We start from the raw sequence: 16,628 nt of genomic DNA on the forward strand, positions 1-16,628 counted from the left end.
TTTCGCCGCAAAACCTTTTCATATTCGCTCTGTCTATCAATGTGCTCGACGTGACTTTTTACTGCCGCAACAATAACTGCTGGAGTGACCTTAAGGTTCACTTAATAAAAAATTGTTACGGTTGGCACCACGAATTCTGACAGGCTTAATTTATGCTCTCCACTACAACCCCGGCTGAAACTAAGTTTAGCTGGAAGGCCCTTGGTTGGGCGCTGCTCTACTTTTGGTTTTTCTCTACCCTGCTGCAGGCCATTATTCTTTTAACGGGCTATAGCGGTACGAACGGATTTCGTGACTCTCTCTTATTCAGCTCGTTGTGGCTGATTCCCATTTTTCTGTTCCCGAGTAAAACGCGCATCATCGCTGCCATTATTGGGATAGTGCTGTGGGCCGCCTCGCTGGCGACGCTGTGCTATTTCGTGATCTACGGGCAGGAATTCTCACAAAGCGTGCTGTTCATTATGTTCGAATCGAACGCCAATGAAGCCAGCGAATACCTGAGTCAGTATTTCAGCCTGAAGATTGTTCTAACGACGGTGGCGTATACCGCGGTGGCGATTTTCCTGTGGTCCAGACTGAAGCCTGTCTATATCCCGCACCTGGGCCGCTGGCTGGTTTCTTTTGCGCTGCTGTATGGATTAATTCTTAATCCTATTGTGGCGGGAAGCGTTGTTGGTGATAAACCGCTGGAAAAAACGCTGAACGGTATGGCCTCCCGTATGGAGCCCGCCGCGCCCTGGCAGTTTATTACTGGCTACTACCAATATCGCCAGCAATTAACCAGCCTGAACAAACTGTTAAACGCTAACAATGCATTACCGCCACTGGCGAATTTAAAAGACAGCTCCGGTAATGCACCGCGTACGCTGGTGCTGGTGATTGGGGAATCGACCCAACGTGGCCGTATGAGTCTGTATGGCTACCCGCGTGAAACCACGCCGGAACTGGATGCCCTGCATAAGAACGATAAGAACCTGACCGTCTTCAACGACGTCGTCACGTCTCGCCCTTATACCATCGAAATCCTGCAACAGGCGCTGACCTTTGCGAACGAAAAAAATCCGGACCTCTATCTGACCAAACCATCATTGATGAACATGATGAAACAGGCCGGGTACAAAACGTTCTGGATAACTAATCAGCAGACGATGACCGAACGTAACACCATGCTGACGGTGTTCTCGAAGCAAACGGACAAACAGTTCTACATGAACCAGCAGCGTACGCAGAGCGCGCGCGAATACGACACCAACGTGCTGGACCCCTTCAAAGAAGTGATGGCTGACCCGGCGCCGAAGAAATTGATCATCGTTCACCTGCTGGGTACGCATATCAAGTATGAGTATCGCTACCCGGAGAAATGGGGCAAGTTTGACGGCAAAACCGACAATCTGCCTGCCGGGTTATCGCAGGAACAGCAGGACGAATACAACGCCTACGATAACGCGAACCTGTACAACGACCACGTTGTCGCCAGCCTGATCAAAGAGTACAAAGCCACGGACCCGAACGGATTCCTGCTCTACTTCTCCGATCACGGTGAAGAGGTTTACGACACGCCGCCGCATAACATTCAGGGGCGCAACGAACTGGCGCCAACGCGCCACATGTATACCGTACCGTTTATGCTGTGGACGTCAGATAAATGGCAGGCTGCACATCCGCGCGATTTCTCGCAGGACGTAAACCGTAAGTACAGCAGTTCGGAGCTGATCCATACCTGGTCCGATTTAGCGGGGCTGAGTTATGACGGTTATGATGCGACGCGTTCCATCACCAGCCCGCAGTTCACGCCTATGACGCGCTGGATTGGCAACCCGTACAAGAAAAACGGCTTAAAAGATTACGATTCACTGCCTTACGGAGAACTCCAGGGTAATCAGTGAGAATTGCCTGATGCGCTCCGCTTATCAGGCCTACAGGTTTTCTGCAATTTATTGAATGTAGGCCGGATAAGGCGTTTACGCCGCATCCGGCAAAACAAAGCGCACGTTGTCTGCAATCTTTGAGGCCACTTCATTCAGGAGTGGCCTTTTTTTACGCATCCCGTTAATGTGGCGAGCAATGCAACAGAGAAGGGATCGCTATGCATCACGACATCACGCAACTGCTCACCCGGCTAATCAATACGCCGTCTGAACTGCAAAACATTCACTTTGCCAGCGCCACCAGCCCGGCACCTGAACTGGCGTATCAGGTGGATTTCCCGCGTCTGGAAATCGTGCTGGAAGGTGAGTTTACCGATGCCGGCGCAGTCGCGCGCATGCAGCGTCATGATGTCCTGTTTGTACCCGCAGGCGGATGGAACTTCCCGCAATGGCAATCGCCGGTGACCACCCTCAGCATTCTGTTTGGCAAGCAGCAGCTCGGCTTTAGCCTGGTGCACTGGGACGGCAGCCATTCACACAGTCTCAATCGCCAGCACGTTGCCCGGCGGGGGCCGCGTATCGGTTCTTTTCTGCTGCAAACACTGCATGAAATGCAGATGCAGCCTCAGGAACAACACACCGCACGGTTGATTGTCGCCAGCCTGTTAAGCCACTGCTGTGACCTGCTGGGCAGTCAGATTCAAACGGCTTCGCGCAGTCAGGCGCTTTTCGACGCCATTCGCGACTATATCGACGAACATTACGCCTCGCCGCTCACCCGTGAATCCGTCGCGCAGGCGTTTTATATCTCGCCCAACTATCTCTCACACCTGTTTCAGAAAACCGGTGCGGTGGGATTTAACGAATATCTGAATCATACTCGGCTGGAACACGCCAGAATGCTGCTGAAGGGTTACGACCTGAAGGTAAAAGAGATTGCGCACGCCTGCGGCTTTGTCGACAGTAACTACTTCTGCCGGTTGTTTCGCAAAAATACTGAACGCTCGCCGTCAGAATACCGTCGCCAGTACCACAGCCAGCTTACGGAAAAGCACACTACCCCAGAATAATATGCGTATCCTGCGGTGCACAGAGCAGTTTACGCACTGCGCTCATCACTTTCTGCGGCTCACGCAGAAACGCGGAAATACCCGACTGCACATAACGACAGTTGATAAAACGTTCTGCGCCGCTCAGTTCGATATCGGTGATCAACAGCACCGCGTCAGCACGATGAACATCCTCAAGGGTAAGCGCATTTTCAATCCCCAGCGCGCCCTGGGTTTCAATCTTGATGCTCCATTTTTCCTGCTGGCACAGTTTTTCCAGACGCTCAGCGGCCATATAGGTATGCGCCACGCCGCTCACGCAGGCGGTGACTGCGACTAATCGTCTACCGGGGGATACCGTCATCGTCTTCTCCTGCTTCTGGTTTCATGGATGCTGGCGAGTCTCCCCGCCAGCCTGGTATTCGCGCTTACGCCGTTTGTGCGAGATGCGCTTCAATTTTAGCCATAATCGCGTCGGCGCGTTTTACCGCATCACTAATGTTAACCCGCACGATGGTTTTACCCGCAAAACGCTCTTCAAACTTGATGCCGATATCTTTGGTCAGAATCACGATATCCGCAGCAGCAACGTCGCTTGCCGTCAGTTCATTTTCGAGGCCAATGGACCCCTGCGTTTCCACCTTCACATCCCAGCCTTTGGCTTTCGCCGCGCTTTCCAGCGCTTCCGCCGCCATATAAGTATGTGCGACGCCAGACGGACAAGCAGTTACCGCGATAATCATGGTCATAATCGTTACCTCTTCAATCAGTTAATTTCGAAATCCAGATCCAGGTCGTCTTCTTTTTCCGCGACCGGTTTTGCATTTTTACGCGCCAGGCTTTTCAGAAGGTTCACGCACACCGCCGTTACCACCGCGCCAACGGCAATCGCCACGATGTAGCCGAGCTTGCCTTCCACTACTGGCAGCACAATCAGCCCGCCCCATCCGGCGTAGCACTGTGCGCCCATCAGCGCTGCCGTTACCGCGCCACAAACGGAGCCGATCATAATGGACGGGATCACACGCAGCGGGTCAGCCGCCGCAAAGGGAATCGCCCCTTCCGTCACGCCCACGCAACCCATCACCAGCGCCGCTTTACCGGCTTCGCGCTCTTCGCTACTGAAGTTTTTACGATTAACCAGCGTTGCGAGGCCCAGCCCCAGAGGCGGTACGCATATCCCGACGGCAGCAATCGCCACCACCGTATACACACCCTGCGAGACGCAGATCAGCATGAACGCATAGGCCACCTTGTTCACCGGGCCGCCCATATCAAACGCCAGCATCAGGCCCATGATCACCGCCAGCACCACAATGCTGCCCTGCTGCATGCCTTGTAACCACTGCGTCAGGCCTACCGTCAGCGCGCCGACCGGCTCACCCAGCCCCCACATCATTACGCCTGCGGTGATCAGGGTGCCAATAATCGGGATCACAAAGATCGGCATCACCGAGCGCAGCACTTTATGCACCGGGATCTTTTTCAGGTAATAGACCACAATCCCGCCGATAATCCCGGCGATTAACGCGCCGAAGAAGCCTGCGCCAAAGCTGTTCCCCACCCACGCGCCAATTGCACAGGGTGCCAGCGCTGAACGTTCGGCGATGGAGTAACCGATGTACGCCGCCAGAAAAGGCACCATCAACGTCAGGCCGGCCACGCCAATATCAAACAGCTTTTTAAGATTTGGATCGGTGGCGGCATCCGGCACTGCGCCCTTGCCGTATAACATGACGGAAACCGCCAGCAGGATCCCACCCGCCACAACAAACGGGATCATGTGCGACACACCGGTCATTAAATGCTGACGGGTGTTTTTTAAAATCTGCACCAACTCTTTCATCAGTTGCTCCCGGGCATTTCGTGCCCATATCCATAACGAGGTTGTGGAAACGATAGGCAATTGACGAAGTGACAGACAGTGGATAAAAGGGGCATTTACTGGATATTTGTGATCGCATCAGAAAAATGCGATCGGTCTCAAAAGTTCGCGACTCGTTGCTATCGCCCACCAGCCGGGAACATGTGAGGAATCTCTCACTTTTAGGCGGATATTACATTTATCCAGTTTTTGACAGATTTGTCAGATAGCGGGCCTGCGCTCAACCCTCCATCCTGTTCCCCATATCGAATGATTTGGGAGATAAAGTGATGGCTCAGGTTGTAGAGTTTGTCTGTGAATTACCTAATGGCGTCCATGCACGCCCCGCCAGCCACGTTGAAACGCAGTGCAATACATTCACCAGCACCATTGAATGGCATAACCTGCGCACCGACCGCAAAGGCAACGCCAAAAGCGCGCTGGCGCTGATCGGCACCGATACCCTGGTGAACGATGCCTGCCAGTTGCTGATTTCCGGCGAGGATGAACAGGCCGCCTGGCAGCATCTCTCCCGCTGGATCCGTGAAGAATTTCCCCTGTGCGATGCGCCGCTGGCGCAAGCTGCTACGGTTGAACAAGCACCACTGCCGGAATCGCTCACCCATCTCAATCCAACGCTGTTTCGCGCACAGCCCGTGTGTAGCGGTAGCGCAGGCGGCGTTTTAACGCGTCTTGCCTCGCTTGATTTAAATCGTCTGGGCGATTTGCCTGCCTCGCGCAGCGTGGAAGAGGAGCAGCAGGCGCTGGATAGCGGCCTGGCGCGGCTGACAAAAATGCTGGAACTGCATCTGCTGGACAGCGACACCACCGCCAGCGCGATTCTGGAAGCTCATCGTTCGCTCGCAAGCGACACCTCCCTGCGCCAGCATCTTCTGGCTGGCGTAAACGATGGCCTGAGCTGTGCCGACGCGATTGTTCGCAGCGCCAACCATTTCTGCGATGAGTTTGCCCGCTCCAGCAGCAGCTATTTACAGGAACGCGCGCTGGACGTGCGCGACGTCGGCTATCAACTGTTACAGCAAATTTATGGTGAACAGCGTTTCCCGGCACCGGGCAAGCTCACGCAGCCGACCATCTGTATGGCGGAAGAACTCACCCCAAGCCAGTTTCTCGAGCTGGATAAAACGCTGCTTAAAGGTCTGCTGCTGCAAAGCGGCGGCACTACCTCACACACGGTGATTCTGGCGCGTTCTTTTAATATCCCAACGCTGGTCGGCGTAGATATTGACGCCCTCAACACCTGGCAGGGGCAGCAAATCTATCTGGATGGCAATGCCGGGGCGATTATCGTTGCGCCGAATGAAGCGGTCTCCCGCTACTATCGCCAGGAAGAGTGGGTACAGGAACAACTGCGCCAGCAACAGAGCGTCTGGCTGAACCAGGAAGCGCGTACCGCCGATGGCTTACGCATTGAAGTCGCCGCTAACATCGCGCACTCCGTCGAAGCGCAGGCCGCTTTCGGCAACGGTGCGGAAGGCGTCGGCCTGTTCCGCACTGAAATGCTCTACATGGACCGCGCCTGCGCGCCGGGCGAAGACGAGCTGTATAACATTTTCTGCCAGGCGCTGGGTTCCGCCAATGGCCGTAGCATTATCGTGCGCACCATGGATATTGGCGGCGATAAGCCGGTGGATTACCTCAATATTCCGGCAGAAAACAACCCGTTCCTCGGCTATCGCGCGGTGCGAATTTATGAAGAATATGCCGCGCTGTTTACCACCCAGTTGCGGTCGATCCTGCGCGCCTCGGCGCACGGAAAGCTGAAGATCATGATCCCGATGATCTCCTCAATGGAAGAGATCTTGTGGGTCAAAGAGAAGCTCGCCGAAGCCAAACAACAACTGCGCAATGAACACATTCCATTCGATGAGCGTATTCCGCTCGGCATTATGCTGGAAGTGCCGTCGGTGATGTTCATCATCGATCAGTGCTGCGAAGAGATCGACTTCTTCAGCATCGGCAGCAACGATTTAACCCAGTATCTGCTGGCAGTCGACCGCGATAACGCCAAAGTCACCCGCCACTACAATAGCCTGAACCCAGCGTTCCTGCGCGCACTCGATTACGCGGTGCAGGCGGTACATCGCCAGGGTAAATGGATTGGCCTGTGTGGTGAACTGGGTGCGAAAGGGTCTGTTCTACCGCTGTTGGTTGGCCTGGGGCTGGATGAACTGAGCATGAGCGCGCCGTCTATTCCGGCAACCAAAGCACGTCTGGCACAACTTGACAGCCGCGCCTGCCGTCAGTTGCTCAATCAGGCAATGGCCTGCCGCACCTCGCTGGAAGTGGAGCATCTGCTGGCGCAATTCCGCATGAGCCAGCAGGACGCGCCGCTGATCGCCACTTCCTGTATCTCGCTCGATAACGACTGGCAGAGCAAAGAAGAAGTGATCAAAGGCATGACCGACAACCTGCTGCTGGCCGGACGCTGCCGTTACCCGCGCAAGCTGGAAGCCGACCTCTGGGCGCGCGAAGCGGTGTTCTCGACCGGGCTGGGTTTCAGCTTCGCCATTCCACACAGCAAATCAGAACATATTGAGCAATCGACCATTAGCGTCGCGCGCCTGAACGCGCCGGTACGCTGGGGCGACGACGAAGCGCAGTTCATCATTATGCTGACGCTCAACAAACACGCCGCGGGCGACCAGCACATGCGGATTTTCTCCCGCCTGGCGCGCCGCATTATGCATGAAGAATTCCGTAACGCGCTGGTGAACGCGGCATCTGCCGACGCCATCGCCAGCCTGCTGCAACACGAACTGGAACTGTAAGAGGACGAATCATGGAACTGTATCTGGATACTGCCAACGTGGCAGAAGTTGAACGTCTGGCGCGTATTTTCCCGCTGGCGGGTGTCACCACTAACCCGAGTATCGTCGCCGCCAGCAAGGAATCCATCTGGGACGTGCTGCCGCGTTTGCAAAAAGCGATTGGGCCGGAAGGCATTCTGTTTGCCCAGACCATGAGTCGTGATGCTGCGGGCATGGTGGCGGAAGCGAAACGCCTGAGCAACGCCGTTCCCGGCATTGTGGTAAAAATCCCCGTCACCGCGGAAGGTCTCGCGGCGATCAAATTGCTGAAAAAAGAGGATATTCCAACACTCGGCACCGCTGTCTACAGCGCCTCGCAGGGGTTACTGGCGGCGCTGGCTGGCGCCAAATATGTCGCGCCATATGTTAACCGCGTTGATGCCCAGGGCGGCGACGGCATCCGTATGGTACAGGAACTTCAGACACTGCTTGAGTTGCATGCCCCGGGAAGCAAAGTACTGGCCGCCAGTTTTAAAACACCGCGCCAGGCGCTGGATTGCTTACTGGCCGGGTGCGAGGCAATCACACTTCCTTTAGACGTAGCGCAACAAATAATCACTACCCCTGCGGTAGAGTCAGCCATAGAGAAGTTTGAGCAGGACTGGCATAACGCATTTGGTCATATCAACCTTTGAGGGAAATAAAGTATGGATCGCATTATTCAATCACCTGGTAAATACATCCAGGGTGCTGATGTCATCACCCGTCTGGGCGACTACCTGAAACCGATGGCAGAGCGCTGGCTGGTTGTCGGTGACAAATTTGTCTTAGGCTTCGCCCAGGCCGCGCTGGAAAAAAGCTTCCGCGATGCAGGTCTGGCGCTGGAAATCGCCCCGTTCGGCGGCGAATGTTCACAAAACGAAATCAACCGTCTGCGCGGCGTGGCTGAAAAAGCACAATGCGGCGCTGTACTGGGCATCGGCGGCGGCAAAACGCTCGACACCGCCAAAGCCCTGGCACATTTCATGGACGTTCCCGTTGCTATCGCGCCGACCATAGCGTCTACCGATGCGCCATGCAGCGCGCTGTCTGTCATCTACACCGATGACGGTGAATTCGACCGTTACCTGATGCTGCCGCACAACCCGAACATGGTCATTGTAGACACCAAAATTGTCGCGGGTGCCCCGGCTCGTCTGCTGGCCGCCGGTATCGGCGACGCGCTGGCGACCTGGTTTGAAGCGCGCGCCTGTTCACGCAGCGGCGCCACCACCATGGCGGGTGGAAAATGCACTCAGGCCGCACTGGCGCTGGCTGAACTGTGCTATAACGTGCTGATTGAAGAAGGCGAGAAAGCGATGCTGGCGGCAGAGCAACACGTCGTCACCCCGGCGCTGGAGCGCGTGATCGAAGCTAACACCTACCTGAGCGGCGTCGGTTTTGAAAGCGGTGGCCTGGCGGCTGCACACGCCATCCATAATGGTCTGACCGCGATTCCGGATGCGCACCATTACTATCACGGTGAGAAAGTGGCGTTCGGTACGCTGACGCAACTGGTCTTCGAGAACGCGCCGGTAGAAGAGATTGAAACCGTCGCCGCCCTGTGCCACTCCGTCGGCCTGCCGATTACCCTCGCGCAACTGGATATCAAAGAGGATATCCCGGCGAAAATGCGCAAAGTAGCTGAAGCGTCCTGTGCGGAAGGCGAAACTATCCACAATATGCCTGGCGGCGCAGATCCGGACCGCGTTTACGCGGCGCTGCTGGTTGCCGACCAGTACGGTCAGCGTTTTCTGCATGAGTGGGAATAACGGCTGAGAAAGCCTGATTGACCGTGGTATGTCGGGTGGCGCTACGCTTACCCGACCTACAAACATCCGACTGTAGGCCCGGTAAGCGCAGCGCCACCGGGCGATTCTTTGCGCCTGTCCGGAAACGAACCTTTTCTGTCACGCACCATTTTCTCTGCTGAAGGTCAAATCGCCAGACACTCTTCATGGACGACGCGAATGAAACTCTTGTTGGCACTTATCACTCTTTTTGCCGCTACTTTTATTCATCACTCGCCACCTCTTGATACCAAACCCATCACTGTACAACCGCAAACTAATGCCGCTATCGCTCAGGGCGCAGTACAACAAATCGGCAAAACGCTGTATTACGACGCGGCCTATGTTCGACTGGCCTATCCCAACGGCGACATCCCGCTGGAACGCGGCGTGTGTGCCGATGTGGTGATACGCGCGTTACGAACTCAACAGGTTGATTTGCAGAAATTATTGCATGAAGACATGCTGGCGGATTTTGCGGCCTACCCGCAAAACTGGAAGCTAAAACGCCCGGACAGCAACATCGACCATCGCCGCGTACCCAATCTGGAAACCTGGTTTCAACGCCACGACAAAGCCTTATCTATTACTGATAAATACAGCGACTATCAGCCGGGTGATGTTGTCTCCTGGCGATTAAACAATGGCCTGGCGCATATTGGTGTGGTTTCTCTGAACCGCGCGTACGACGGCACGCCGCTGATGGTACACAACATCGGCGCAGGCGCGCAGGAAGAGGATGTGTTATTTAGCTGGCGGATTGTGGGGCACTATCGATATTACAAGCGTTGAGCCAAAAAAACGTCAGCGACTGCTGCAAAGCAATCGCTGACGGATTAAGGGCTTAGATTACTGCAGGTCGAAACGGTCCAGTTCCATCACTTTCACCCATGCCGCCACGAAGTCTTTCACAAACTTCACGTGAGCATCGCTGCTGGCGTACACTTCGGCCAGCGCGCGCAGTACCGCGTGAGAGCCAAATACCAGATCCGCGCGGGTGGCGGTATATTTCACTTCGCCGTTCAGACGGTCGCGGCCTTCGAACAGCTCGCTGGTGTCATCGGTGGCTTTCCATTCGGTGCGCATATCCAGCAGATTTGCGAAGAAATCATTGCTGAGCACGCCCGGGCGGTCAGTAAAGACGCCATGCTTGCTACCGTCGAAGTTCGCGCCCAGAACGCGCATACCGCCCACCAGCACCGTCAGTTCCGGCGCGGTCAGAGTCAATTGCTGAGCTTTGTCGATCAGCAGGGATTCGGTGGTTGCCGCCCCCGGTTCGCCGCGATAGTTACGGAAACCATCAGCGATCGGTTTGAGCAGTTCAAACATCTCGATATCTGTCTGATCCTGGCGCGCATCTACGCGGCCCGGCGTGAACGGAACATGAATGCTGACACCTGCCGCGCTCGCTGCTTTCTCAACGCCCACAACGCCTGCCAGGACGATGATATCCGCCAGTGAGGCTTTGCCAGAGGCTTGCTGGATTTTTTCCAGTACAGGCAACACGCGTGCTGCTGTAGCGTTCACCGCCCAGCCACGTTGCGGATTCAGCGCCAGACGAGCACCGTTGGCGCCGCCGCGTTTATCGCCACCGCGGAAGGTAGACGCGGAGGCCCACGCGACAGAAACCAGTTCACTCACCGAGAGACCTGAAGCAGCGATTTCCGCTTTCAGGTTCAGAATATCTTCTTCCGTCGGATGGTAAGTCGGCTGCGGCAGCGGGTCCTGCCAAATCAGATCTTCTTTCGGTACTTCCGGCCCGATATAGCGCGCTTTCGGCCCCATATCACGGTGGGTCAGTTTGTACCATGCACGCGCGAATGCTTCGTTAAACGCCTGCGGATCGTTCAGGAAACGACGGCAGATTTTTTCGAAGTCCGGATCAAAACGCAGCGTCAGGTCAGTGACCAGCATGGTCGGCTTGCGTTTTTTCGACGGGTCGAACGGGTCAGGAATGATTTCCGGCGCATCAACGGCTTCGAACTGAATTGCGCCAGCCGGGCTGCGAGTCTGAACCCACTCGTATTTGAACAGGTTCTCGAAGAAGTAGTTGCTCCACTGAGTTGGTGTCTGCGTCCACACCACTTCAAGACCGGAGGTAATCGCATCTTTACCGACGCCAGTGCCAAAATCGCTCTTCCAGCCGAGCCCCTGGTTTTCAATCGGTGCGGCTTCCGGGTCCGGGCCAACGTGGGTTGCCGGGCCTGCGCCGTGGGTTTTACCAAGGGTGTGACCACCGGCGATCAGCGCCACGGTCTCTTCGTCGTTCATGCCCATGTTGCCGAAGGTGGCTCGAATCGCGTCTGCCGCAGAAAGCGGTTCACCGCTGGCGTTCGGACCTTCCGGGTTGACGTAGATCAGGCCCATTTCAGTGGCCGCTAGCGGACGTTTCGCCAGCTCTTCCGGGTCACGGTGAGCAAGCCAGGTTTTCTCATCACCCCAGTTTACGTCGAGATCCGGTTCCCAGACATCTTCACGACCGGCACCAAAGCCGAAGGTACGGAAGCCGGAGTTTTCCAGCGCCACGTTACCCGCCAGGATGAACAGGTCAGCCCAGGAAATTTTCTGGCCATATTTCTGTTTGATTGGCCACAGCAGGCGACGTGCTTTATCCAGGCTGACGTTATCTGGCCAGGAGTTCAGCGGCGCAAAACGTTGCTGACCACGGCCCGCACCACCACGTCCATCAATGGAACGATAGGTACCTGCGCCATGCCATGCCATACGGATAAACAAACCGGCATAGCTACCCCAGTCGGCAGGCCACCACGGCTGCGATTCGCTCAGCAGCGCGCGCAAGTCGCCTTTCAGGGCAGCATAATCCAGTTTGCTGAATTCTTTACGGTAATCGAAGTCTTCCCCAAGCGGGTTAGAACGGTTGGAATGTTGGTTGAGAAGGTCCACGCGAAGCTGTTTTGGCCACCAATCCTGGCTGGTCGTCCCTGCACCCGCACTCTGATCGTGACCGCCCTGATGGAAAGGGCACTTACCTGCGGACGTTTTATTCTCGATATCGTCTGACGTACTCATCAATATGCTCCCTCTACAATGTTACCGTTACGATATACAGCATCAGAGTAAAGTTATAATTGAAATAATCCACAGATTCGATAGTTGGAAACTTTTATATTTTTGGTTACGGGGATGTAGATCAAAGTAGACGCAAAAAAGCCCTCATGCGAGGGCTTTTTGACTATAAGGTGGGTCTGACACCCAACGTATGGCAAATGGCGTAGCTCATCTCAGCACGGTTAAGTGTATAAAAATGAAAATCTTTTACCCCTTCCCGGCTTAAAATTTTCACCATATCCATCGCGATAGATGCACCCACCAGCTTGCGCGTTTCCGCGTCTTCATCCAGCCCTTCAAACATGGTAGACATCCAGTGCGGGATACGCACATTGGTCATATCGGCAAATTTCTTCGCCTGTTTAAAGTTAGAGACCGGCAGGATGCCCGGAATAATTTCAACATCAATACCCGCAGAAACGCAGCGGTCACGAAAACGCAGATAGCTTTCCACGTCGAAGAAAAATTGGGTAATTGCACGATTCGCCCCGGCATCAACTTTACGTTTCAGGTTGAGCAGATCCGCCTGCGCGCTTTTCGCTTCCGGATGCACTTCCGGATATGCGGCAACGGAGATATCAAAATCGCCCACGTCCTTCAGCAAGCCAACCAGATCAGCCGCATACATCTCCGGCTTGCCGCTGCCAGGCGGCAGGTCGCCGCGCAGGGCGACGATATGGCGAATACCGTTGTTCCAGTAGTCCTGAGCAATGGCACGCAGTTCATCGCGGCTGGCATCAATGCAGGTCAGGTGCGGCGCGGCTTCAAGGCCGGTGCGATCCTTAATGCCTTTAATGATGCTGTGTGTGCGGTCACGCTCGCCCGAGTTGGCACCATAGGTGACGGAAACGAATTTCGGTTTCAGGCTGCTCAAGCGATCGATAGAGTTCCACAGGGTTTGCTCCATTTCACTGGTGCGCGGCGGGAAAAATTCGAACGAAACGTTAATATGCCCCTGGACTTCGGCCAGACTTTGATTCAGGGCTTCCCGCTGGTTGGCGTGAAAAAAGCTCATACCTTACCTCATCAATCGCGTGTCATTGTTTGTTGTGTTGTGAACATCCATCCGTTTAGACGTCTGGAAGTAAAGATGAAGGAAAAGTTGGGGAAGGTCAATAGAAAGATCCGCGTAAACGGTGAGGAATATTCAGGCAAGATGAAAAATATTCATCTTACTGCGGCGCAGTGAACTGACGCCTTACAAGCGTTATCAACCACTCAAATTTCGGCTGCTTTTCTGGCAATACCACAACGCCTGCACCAACGCACAGGCCAGTGTTTGATAATGGTCGGAAAACGACGCCCTGGCGCTGAATCGCGGCGAAAGATGCCGGAAGCAGACTCAGCCCCTCTCCATTTGCGATTCTGGCGAGCAGAACATCATGTTCAAGAGGCTCTTCAATGCAGGATGGTATATAACCGGCATGCTGGAAACGCTGTCGGGTGAAATCAAAAAAAGCCGGATTGCGTTCTCGCTTAAACCAGAATAAAGGGCGCGAATTTAACGAGAGTAAAGAGAGAGAAACAGATTCTGCCTCGGGCCAGATGGCAGGTAAGGCAGCAATCAATGGTTCTTGCCAGTCAAGCGGGGCAACGGTCAATCCACCAGCCTCAAGCGGTAGCGCCACCAGCGCCGCATCAAGTTTCCCTCGTTGCACCTGACGTACCAGTTCCAGAGAATCACGACGCACAATACGCAGCGAATCGACCTGCGCACGTAACTTATCTTCTAAAGATGTAAATGCACCCTGTTCAAATGCTGTAGTTAGCCCAATACGCAGCAGCGGGCCTTTTTCCAGATCAAGTTTATCAAGCGCAGCATAGGTTTTCTCCTGCAACGCCAGCAGCGGACGCACAATCTCCAGCACCCGCGCCCCTTCCTCCGTCAAGGTTAGCCCACGGGTATGACGGACAAACAGCGTTACCCCCAGACGCTCCTCAAGCTGGCGAATATGACGGCTGAGCGGCGGTTGCGACATAAAGAGTCGTTGGGCCGCCCGGCTCATGTTGTTCTCTTCCGCCACCACGGCAAAGTAGCGTAGCAGGCGAATATCGAGTGAATAAATCTGTGCGCTTGTCATACCGAAAAGGTATCACGGAAACGGTATTATCCAAATAATGTCCGGCAGCTTATTCTCGCGTCACACCTAAGATAAACGAGGATTTCCCCATGCATTCAGAACGTTTTATTACCGGTCAGGAGATGCTGCAAAAAGTGGATGGTAAAGGCGGCAATGCCGTTGTCGAAAGTCTGCAAGATATCGCTCCGGACTTTGCCCGTTACCTGATTGAATTCCCCTTCGGTGATATCTATTCCCGCCCGGGTCTGGATTTACGCAGCCGCGAAATCGCCACCGTCGCAGCATTGACCGCATTAGGAAACGCATCACCACAGTTGAAAGTGCATATTGCGGCGGCGCTTCATGTTGGGTTAACGCAGGAAGAAATTACTGAAGTAATCATGCAGATGGCAGTTTACGCTGGTTTTCCGGCCGCGCTGAATGGCTTGTTCGCGGCAAAAGAGGTCTTTGCTAAACAGCGATAACGCCGGATGGCGATGCACACATATCTTATTCGGCCTACGTTTGTGCATAGGCCGGATAAGTTAGCCCCAGGGCGTAATTTATTTAATATCTTTCACGCGCATACCGTTGAGCTGTTCATCCGTGATGGGTGTTGCCCGCTTTGAAGTAATCGACCACCGCGTGATAAACGTAATAACCGCCGTTTGTGTTGCGCGCTTTCCCTTCGATAAAGGCGGTAAAACCATCACCGCCATCAGCCAGGAAACTCTGGGTGGCAATCGAGTAAACCGTCGCATCTTCAATCGGTTTGCCATTCAGCGTCAGTGAGATAACCCGCTGACCAACCGGCTTGTTGCTGTCGTACTGCATTTCCAGGCCTTTCGATACCTGTAAAACGCCATTACTCAAACTTGCGCCGTGTTCCATCAGACTGCGTAATTGTTTACCCGTGAGATCCATCGTCACCAGTTCGTTGGGGAACGGGAAGGTACTGATGACGCCACCCATCGTAATTGCACCCGCCGGGATCTCATTGCGAATCCCGCCAGAGTTGGTTAACGCCAACTGGGTATTTTTACCCGCAGCTGCCAGCAAAGCATCTGCCGCCAGGTTCCCGAGAGAAGCTGATTCACCATAGGCACGTTTTAATTCAACTGGCGATTGCGCCACCGTTTGCTGCACGACTTCATCCAGCTTTTTATTCCAACTATCAATCACCTGTTTTGTTTGCGGATCAGGCTTCCACTCGTCGGCGTAAAGGGTTTTAAGCTCGAAGTTTTTCACCGTAAAAGTGTGCGGCTTCTCTTTGTAGTCGAGAACCAGTTTACCCACATCAATCCCGCCGCTGTCAGTGGAGAGGATTAACGTATTGCCGACTTTAATCGGTTCCGGCGTACCCACATGTGCATGCCCGGTGATCAAAATATCCAGCCCTTTCACCTGACTTGCCGTCTGAATATCTTTATCCAGCGCGCGACGCACATCTGTGCCTCCCATACTGGACTGGCGGGCCGGTACACCCTCGTGGATCAGGGCAACGGTTAAATCAACCTTGCCTTTGAGTTCATCGATATAACGTTGTAGCCATTTAATTTCATCACGCGCCTCGATACCCACTCGCGTGGCAGCAGATACCGTATCGTTGAAGGCAAATACTCCGTGCAAACCTATAACACCAATTTTCACGCCATCTTTTTCAATGATGGTATAGGGCTTATCCCAGAATGATTTACTGCTGTTCTGATAAAAAACATTACCCTGCACAATCGGGAATTTTGCCTGACTCAACTGTAATAACGTATTGTCCCAGCCGTGATCAAATTCATGATTACCTATAGTGACCGCATCGAACGGCATGGTATTCATAATATCGATAATCGCCTTGCCTTTAGTCAGGCTGCTGATATACGGCCCGGTAAAATAGTCACCCGCATCAAAAAACCAGGTCGCTTTGTTTTTAGCTTTTTCTTGTTTAACAAGCGTAGTGATATTTGCCCAGCCGCCAATATCCCGTTTACCGTCAGCAATCCACGGCACTTTATAAGGCTCTACATGTGCATGGAGGTCGTTGGTATAAATAATGGTGACATCTTTGGCGCAGGCCCAAAACGGCAGTGTTAATGCGATACCCGCAGCAAGCATTTTAATTTTCAT

General features: G+C 54.1%; 13 protein-coding genes and 1 pseudogene. 7 read left to right on the forward strand and 7 right to left on the reverse strand.

Annotated features, from left to right (window positions below; all coding sequences use genetic code 11):
- Window positions 1-152 precede the first annotated feature (152 nt).
- Complete coding sequence (locus NMC31_RS17405; protein WP_149464203.1) at window positions 153-1,886, forward strand: phosphoethanolamine transferase CptA; 1,734 nt, start codon at window positions 153-155, stop codon at window positions 1,884-1,886.
- A 200-nt stretch (window positions 1,887-2,086) separates the two neighbouring features.
- The gene (locus NMC31_RS17410) at window positions 2,087-2,938 is read left to right on the forward strand and encodes a helix-turn-helix transcriptional regulator (protein ID WP_253898632.1); all 852 of its coding nucleotides are present in this window, start codon (window positions 2,087-2,089) and stop codon (window positions 2,936-2,938) included.
- On the opposite strand, the gene NMC31_RS17415 is transcribed toward NMC31_RS17410, so the two are convergent.
- From NMC31_RS17415 to NMC31_RS17425, 3 genes are all read right to left on the reverse strand, one after another.
- On the reverse strand, window positions 2,925-3,281 hold the full coding sequence (locus tag NMC31_RS17415) for a PTS fructose-like transporter subunit IIB (protein WP_253898633.1): 357 nt from the start codon (window positions 3,279-3,281) through the stop codon (window positions 2,925-2,927). The genes NMC31_RS17410 and NMC31_RS17415 overlap by 14 nt on opposite strands.
- A gap of 64 nt (window positions 3,282-3,345) precedes the next feature.
- On the reverse strand, window positions 3,346-3,666 hold the full coding sequence (locus tag NMC31_RS17420) for a PTS fructose-like transporter subunit IIB (RefSeq protein WP_253898634.1): 321 nt from the start codon (window positions 3,664-3,666) through the stop codon (window positions 3,346-3,348).
- Between the two features lie 17 nt (window positions 3,667-3,683).
- A complete protein-coding gene (locus NMC31_RS17425; RefSeq protein ID WP_253898635.1) occupies window positions 3,684-4,763 on the reverse strand; it encodes a PTS fructose transporter subunit EIIC in 1,080 nt (359 codons plus the stop codon).
- 308 nt (window positions 4,764-5,071) lie between these two features.
- On the opposite strand from NMC31_RS17425, the gene ptsP reads away from it, so the two are divergent.
- The 4 genes from ptsP to NMC31_RS17445 all read left to right on the forward strand — a co-directional run bounded on the left by ptsP (window position 5,072) and on the right by NMC31_RS17445 (window position 10,173).
- On the forward strand, window positions 5,072-7,573 hold the full coding sequence (gene ptsP / locus NMC31_RS17430) for a phosphoenolpyruvate--protein phosphotransferase (RefSeq protein WP_253898636.1): 2,502 nt from the start codon (window positions 5,072-5,074) through the stop codon (window positions 7,571-7,573).
- A gap of 11 nt (window positions 7,574-7,584) precedes the next feature.
- A complete protein-coding gene (gene fsa, locus NMC31_RS17435) occupies window positions 7,585-8,247 on the forward strand; it encodes a fructose-6-phosphate aldolase (RefSeq protein WP_149464209.1) in 663 nt (220 codons plus the stop codon).
- Window positions 8,248-8,259: 12 nt separating this feature from the next.
- On the forward strand, window positions 8,260-9,363 hold the full coding sequence (gldA, locus tag NMC31_RS17440; protein ID WP_253898637.1) for a bifunctional L-1,2-propanediol dehydrogenase/glycerol dehydrogenase: 1,104 nt from the start codon (window positions 8,260-8,262) through the stop codon (window positions 9,361-9,363).
- Between the two features lie 198 nt (window positions 9,364-9,561).
- Entirely contained in the window at window positions 9,562-10,173 is a 612-nt protein-coding gene (locus tag NMC31_RS17445) for a DUF1287 domain-containing protein (protein WP_253898638.1), read from the forward strand.
- 57 nt (window positions 10,174-10,230) lie between these two features.
- Here the strand turns inward: NMC31_RS17445 and katG are convergent, their stop codons facing one another.
- The 3 genes from katG to NMC31_RS17460 form a co-directional block, all read right to left on the reverse strand.
- Window positions 10,231-12,411: a catalase/peroxidase HPI gene (gene katG / locus NMC31_RS17450; RefSeq protein ID WP_149464212.1), complete on the reverse strand. Its 2,181-nt coding sequence runs from the start codon at window positions 12,409-12,411 to the stop codon at window positions 10,231-10,233.
- 163 nt (window positions 12,412-12,574) lie between these two features.
- On the reverse strand, window positions 12,575-13,465 hold the full coding sequence (gene metF / locus NMC31_RS17455; protein WP_253898639.1) for a methylenetetrahydrofolate reductase: 891 nt from the start codon (window positions 13,463-13,465) through the stop codon (window positions 12,575-12,577).
- Window positions 13,466-13,622: 157 nt separating this feature from the next.
- Entirely contained in the window at window positions 13,623-14,531 is a 909-nt protein-coding gene (locus tag NMC31_RS17460) for a LysR family transcriptional regulator (RefSeq protein WP_253898640.1), read from the reverse strand.
- 89 nt (window positions 14,532-14,620) lie between these two features.
- Between NMC31_RS17460 and NMC31_RS17465 the strand changes: the two genes are divergently transcribed.
- The gene (locus tag NMC31_RS17465; RefSeq protein WP_253898641.1) at window positions 14,621-14,995 is read left to right on the forward strand and encodes a carboxymuconolactone decarboxylase family protein; all 375 of its coding nucleotides are present in this window, start codon (window positions 14,621-14,623) and stop codon (window positions 14,993-14,995) included.
- Between the two features lie 78 nt (window positions 14,996-15,073).
- On the opposite strand, the pseudogene NMC31_RS17470 reads toward NMC31_RS17465, so the two are convergent.
- A pseudogene (locus tag NMC31_RS17470) lies at window positions 15,074-16,628 on the reverse strand (bifunctional metallophosphatase/5'-nucleotidase).

It is taken from the genome of Pseudocitrobacter vendiensis, assembly GCF_943590815.1.
Taxonomy (GTDB): domain Bacteria; phylum Pseudomonadota; class Gammaproteobacteria; order Enterobacterales; family Enterobacteriaceae; genus Pseudocitrobacter; species Pseudocitrobacter vendiensis.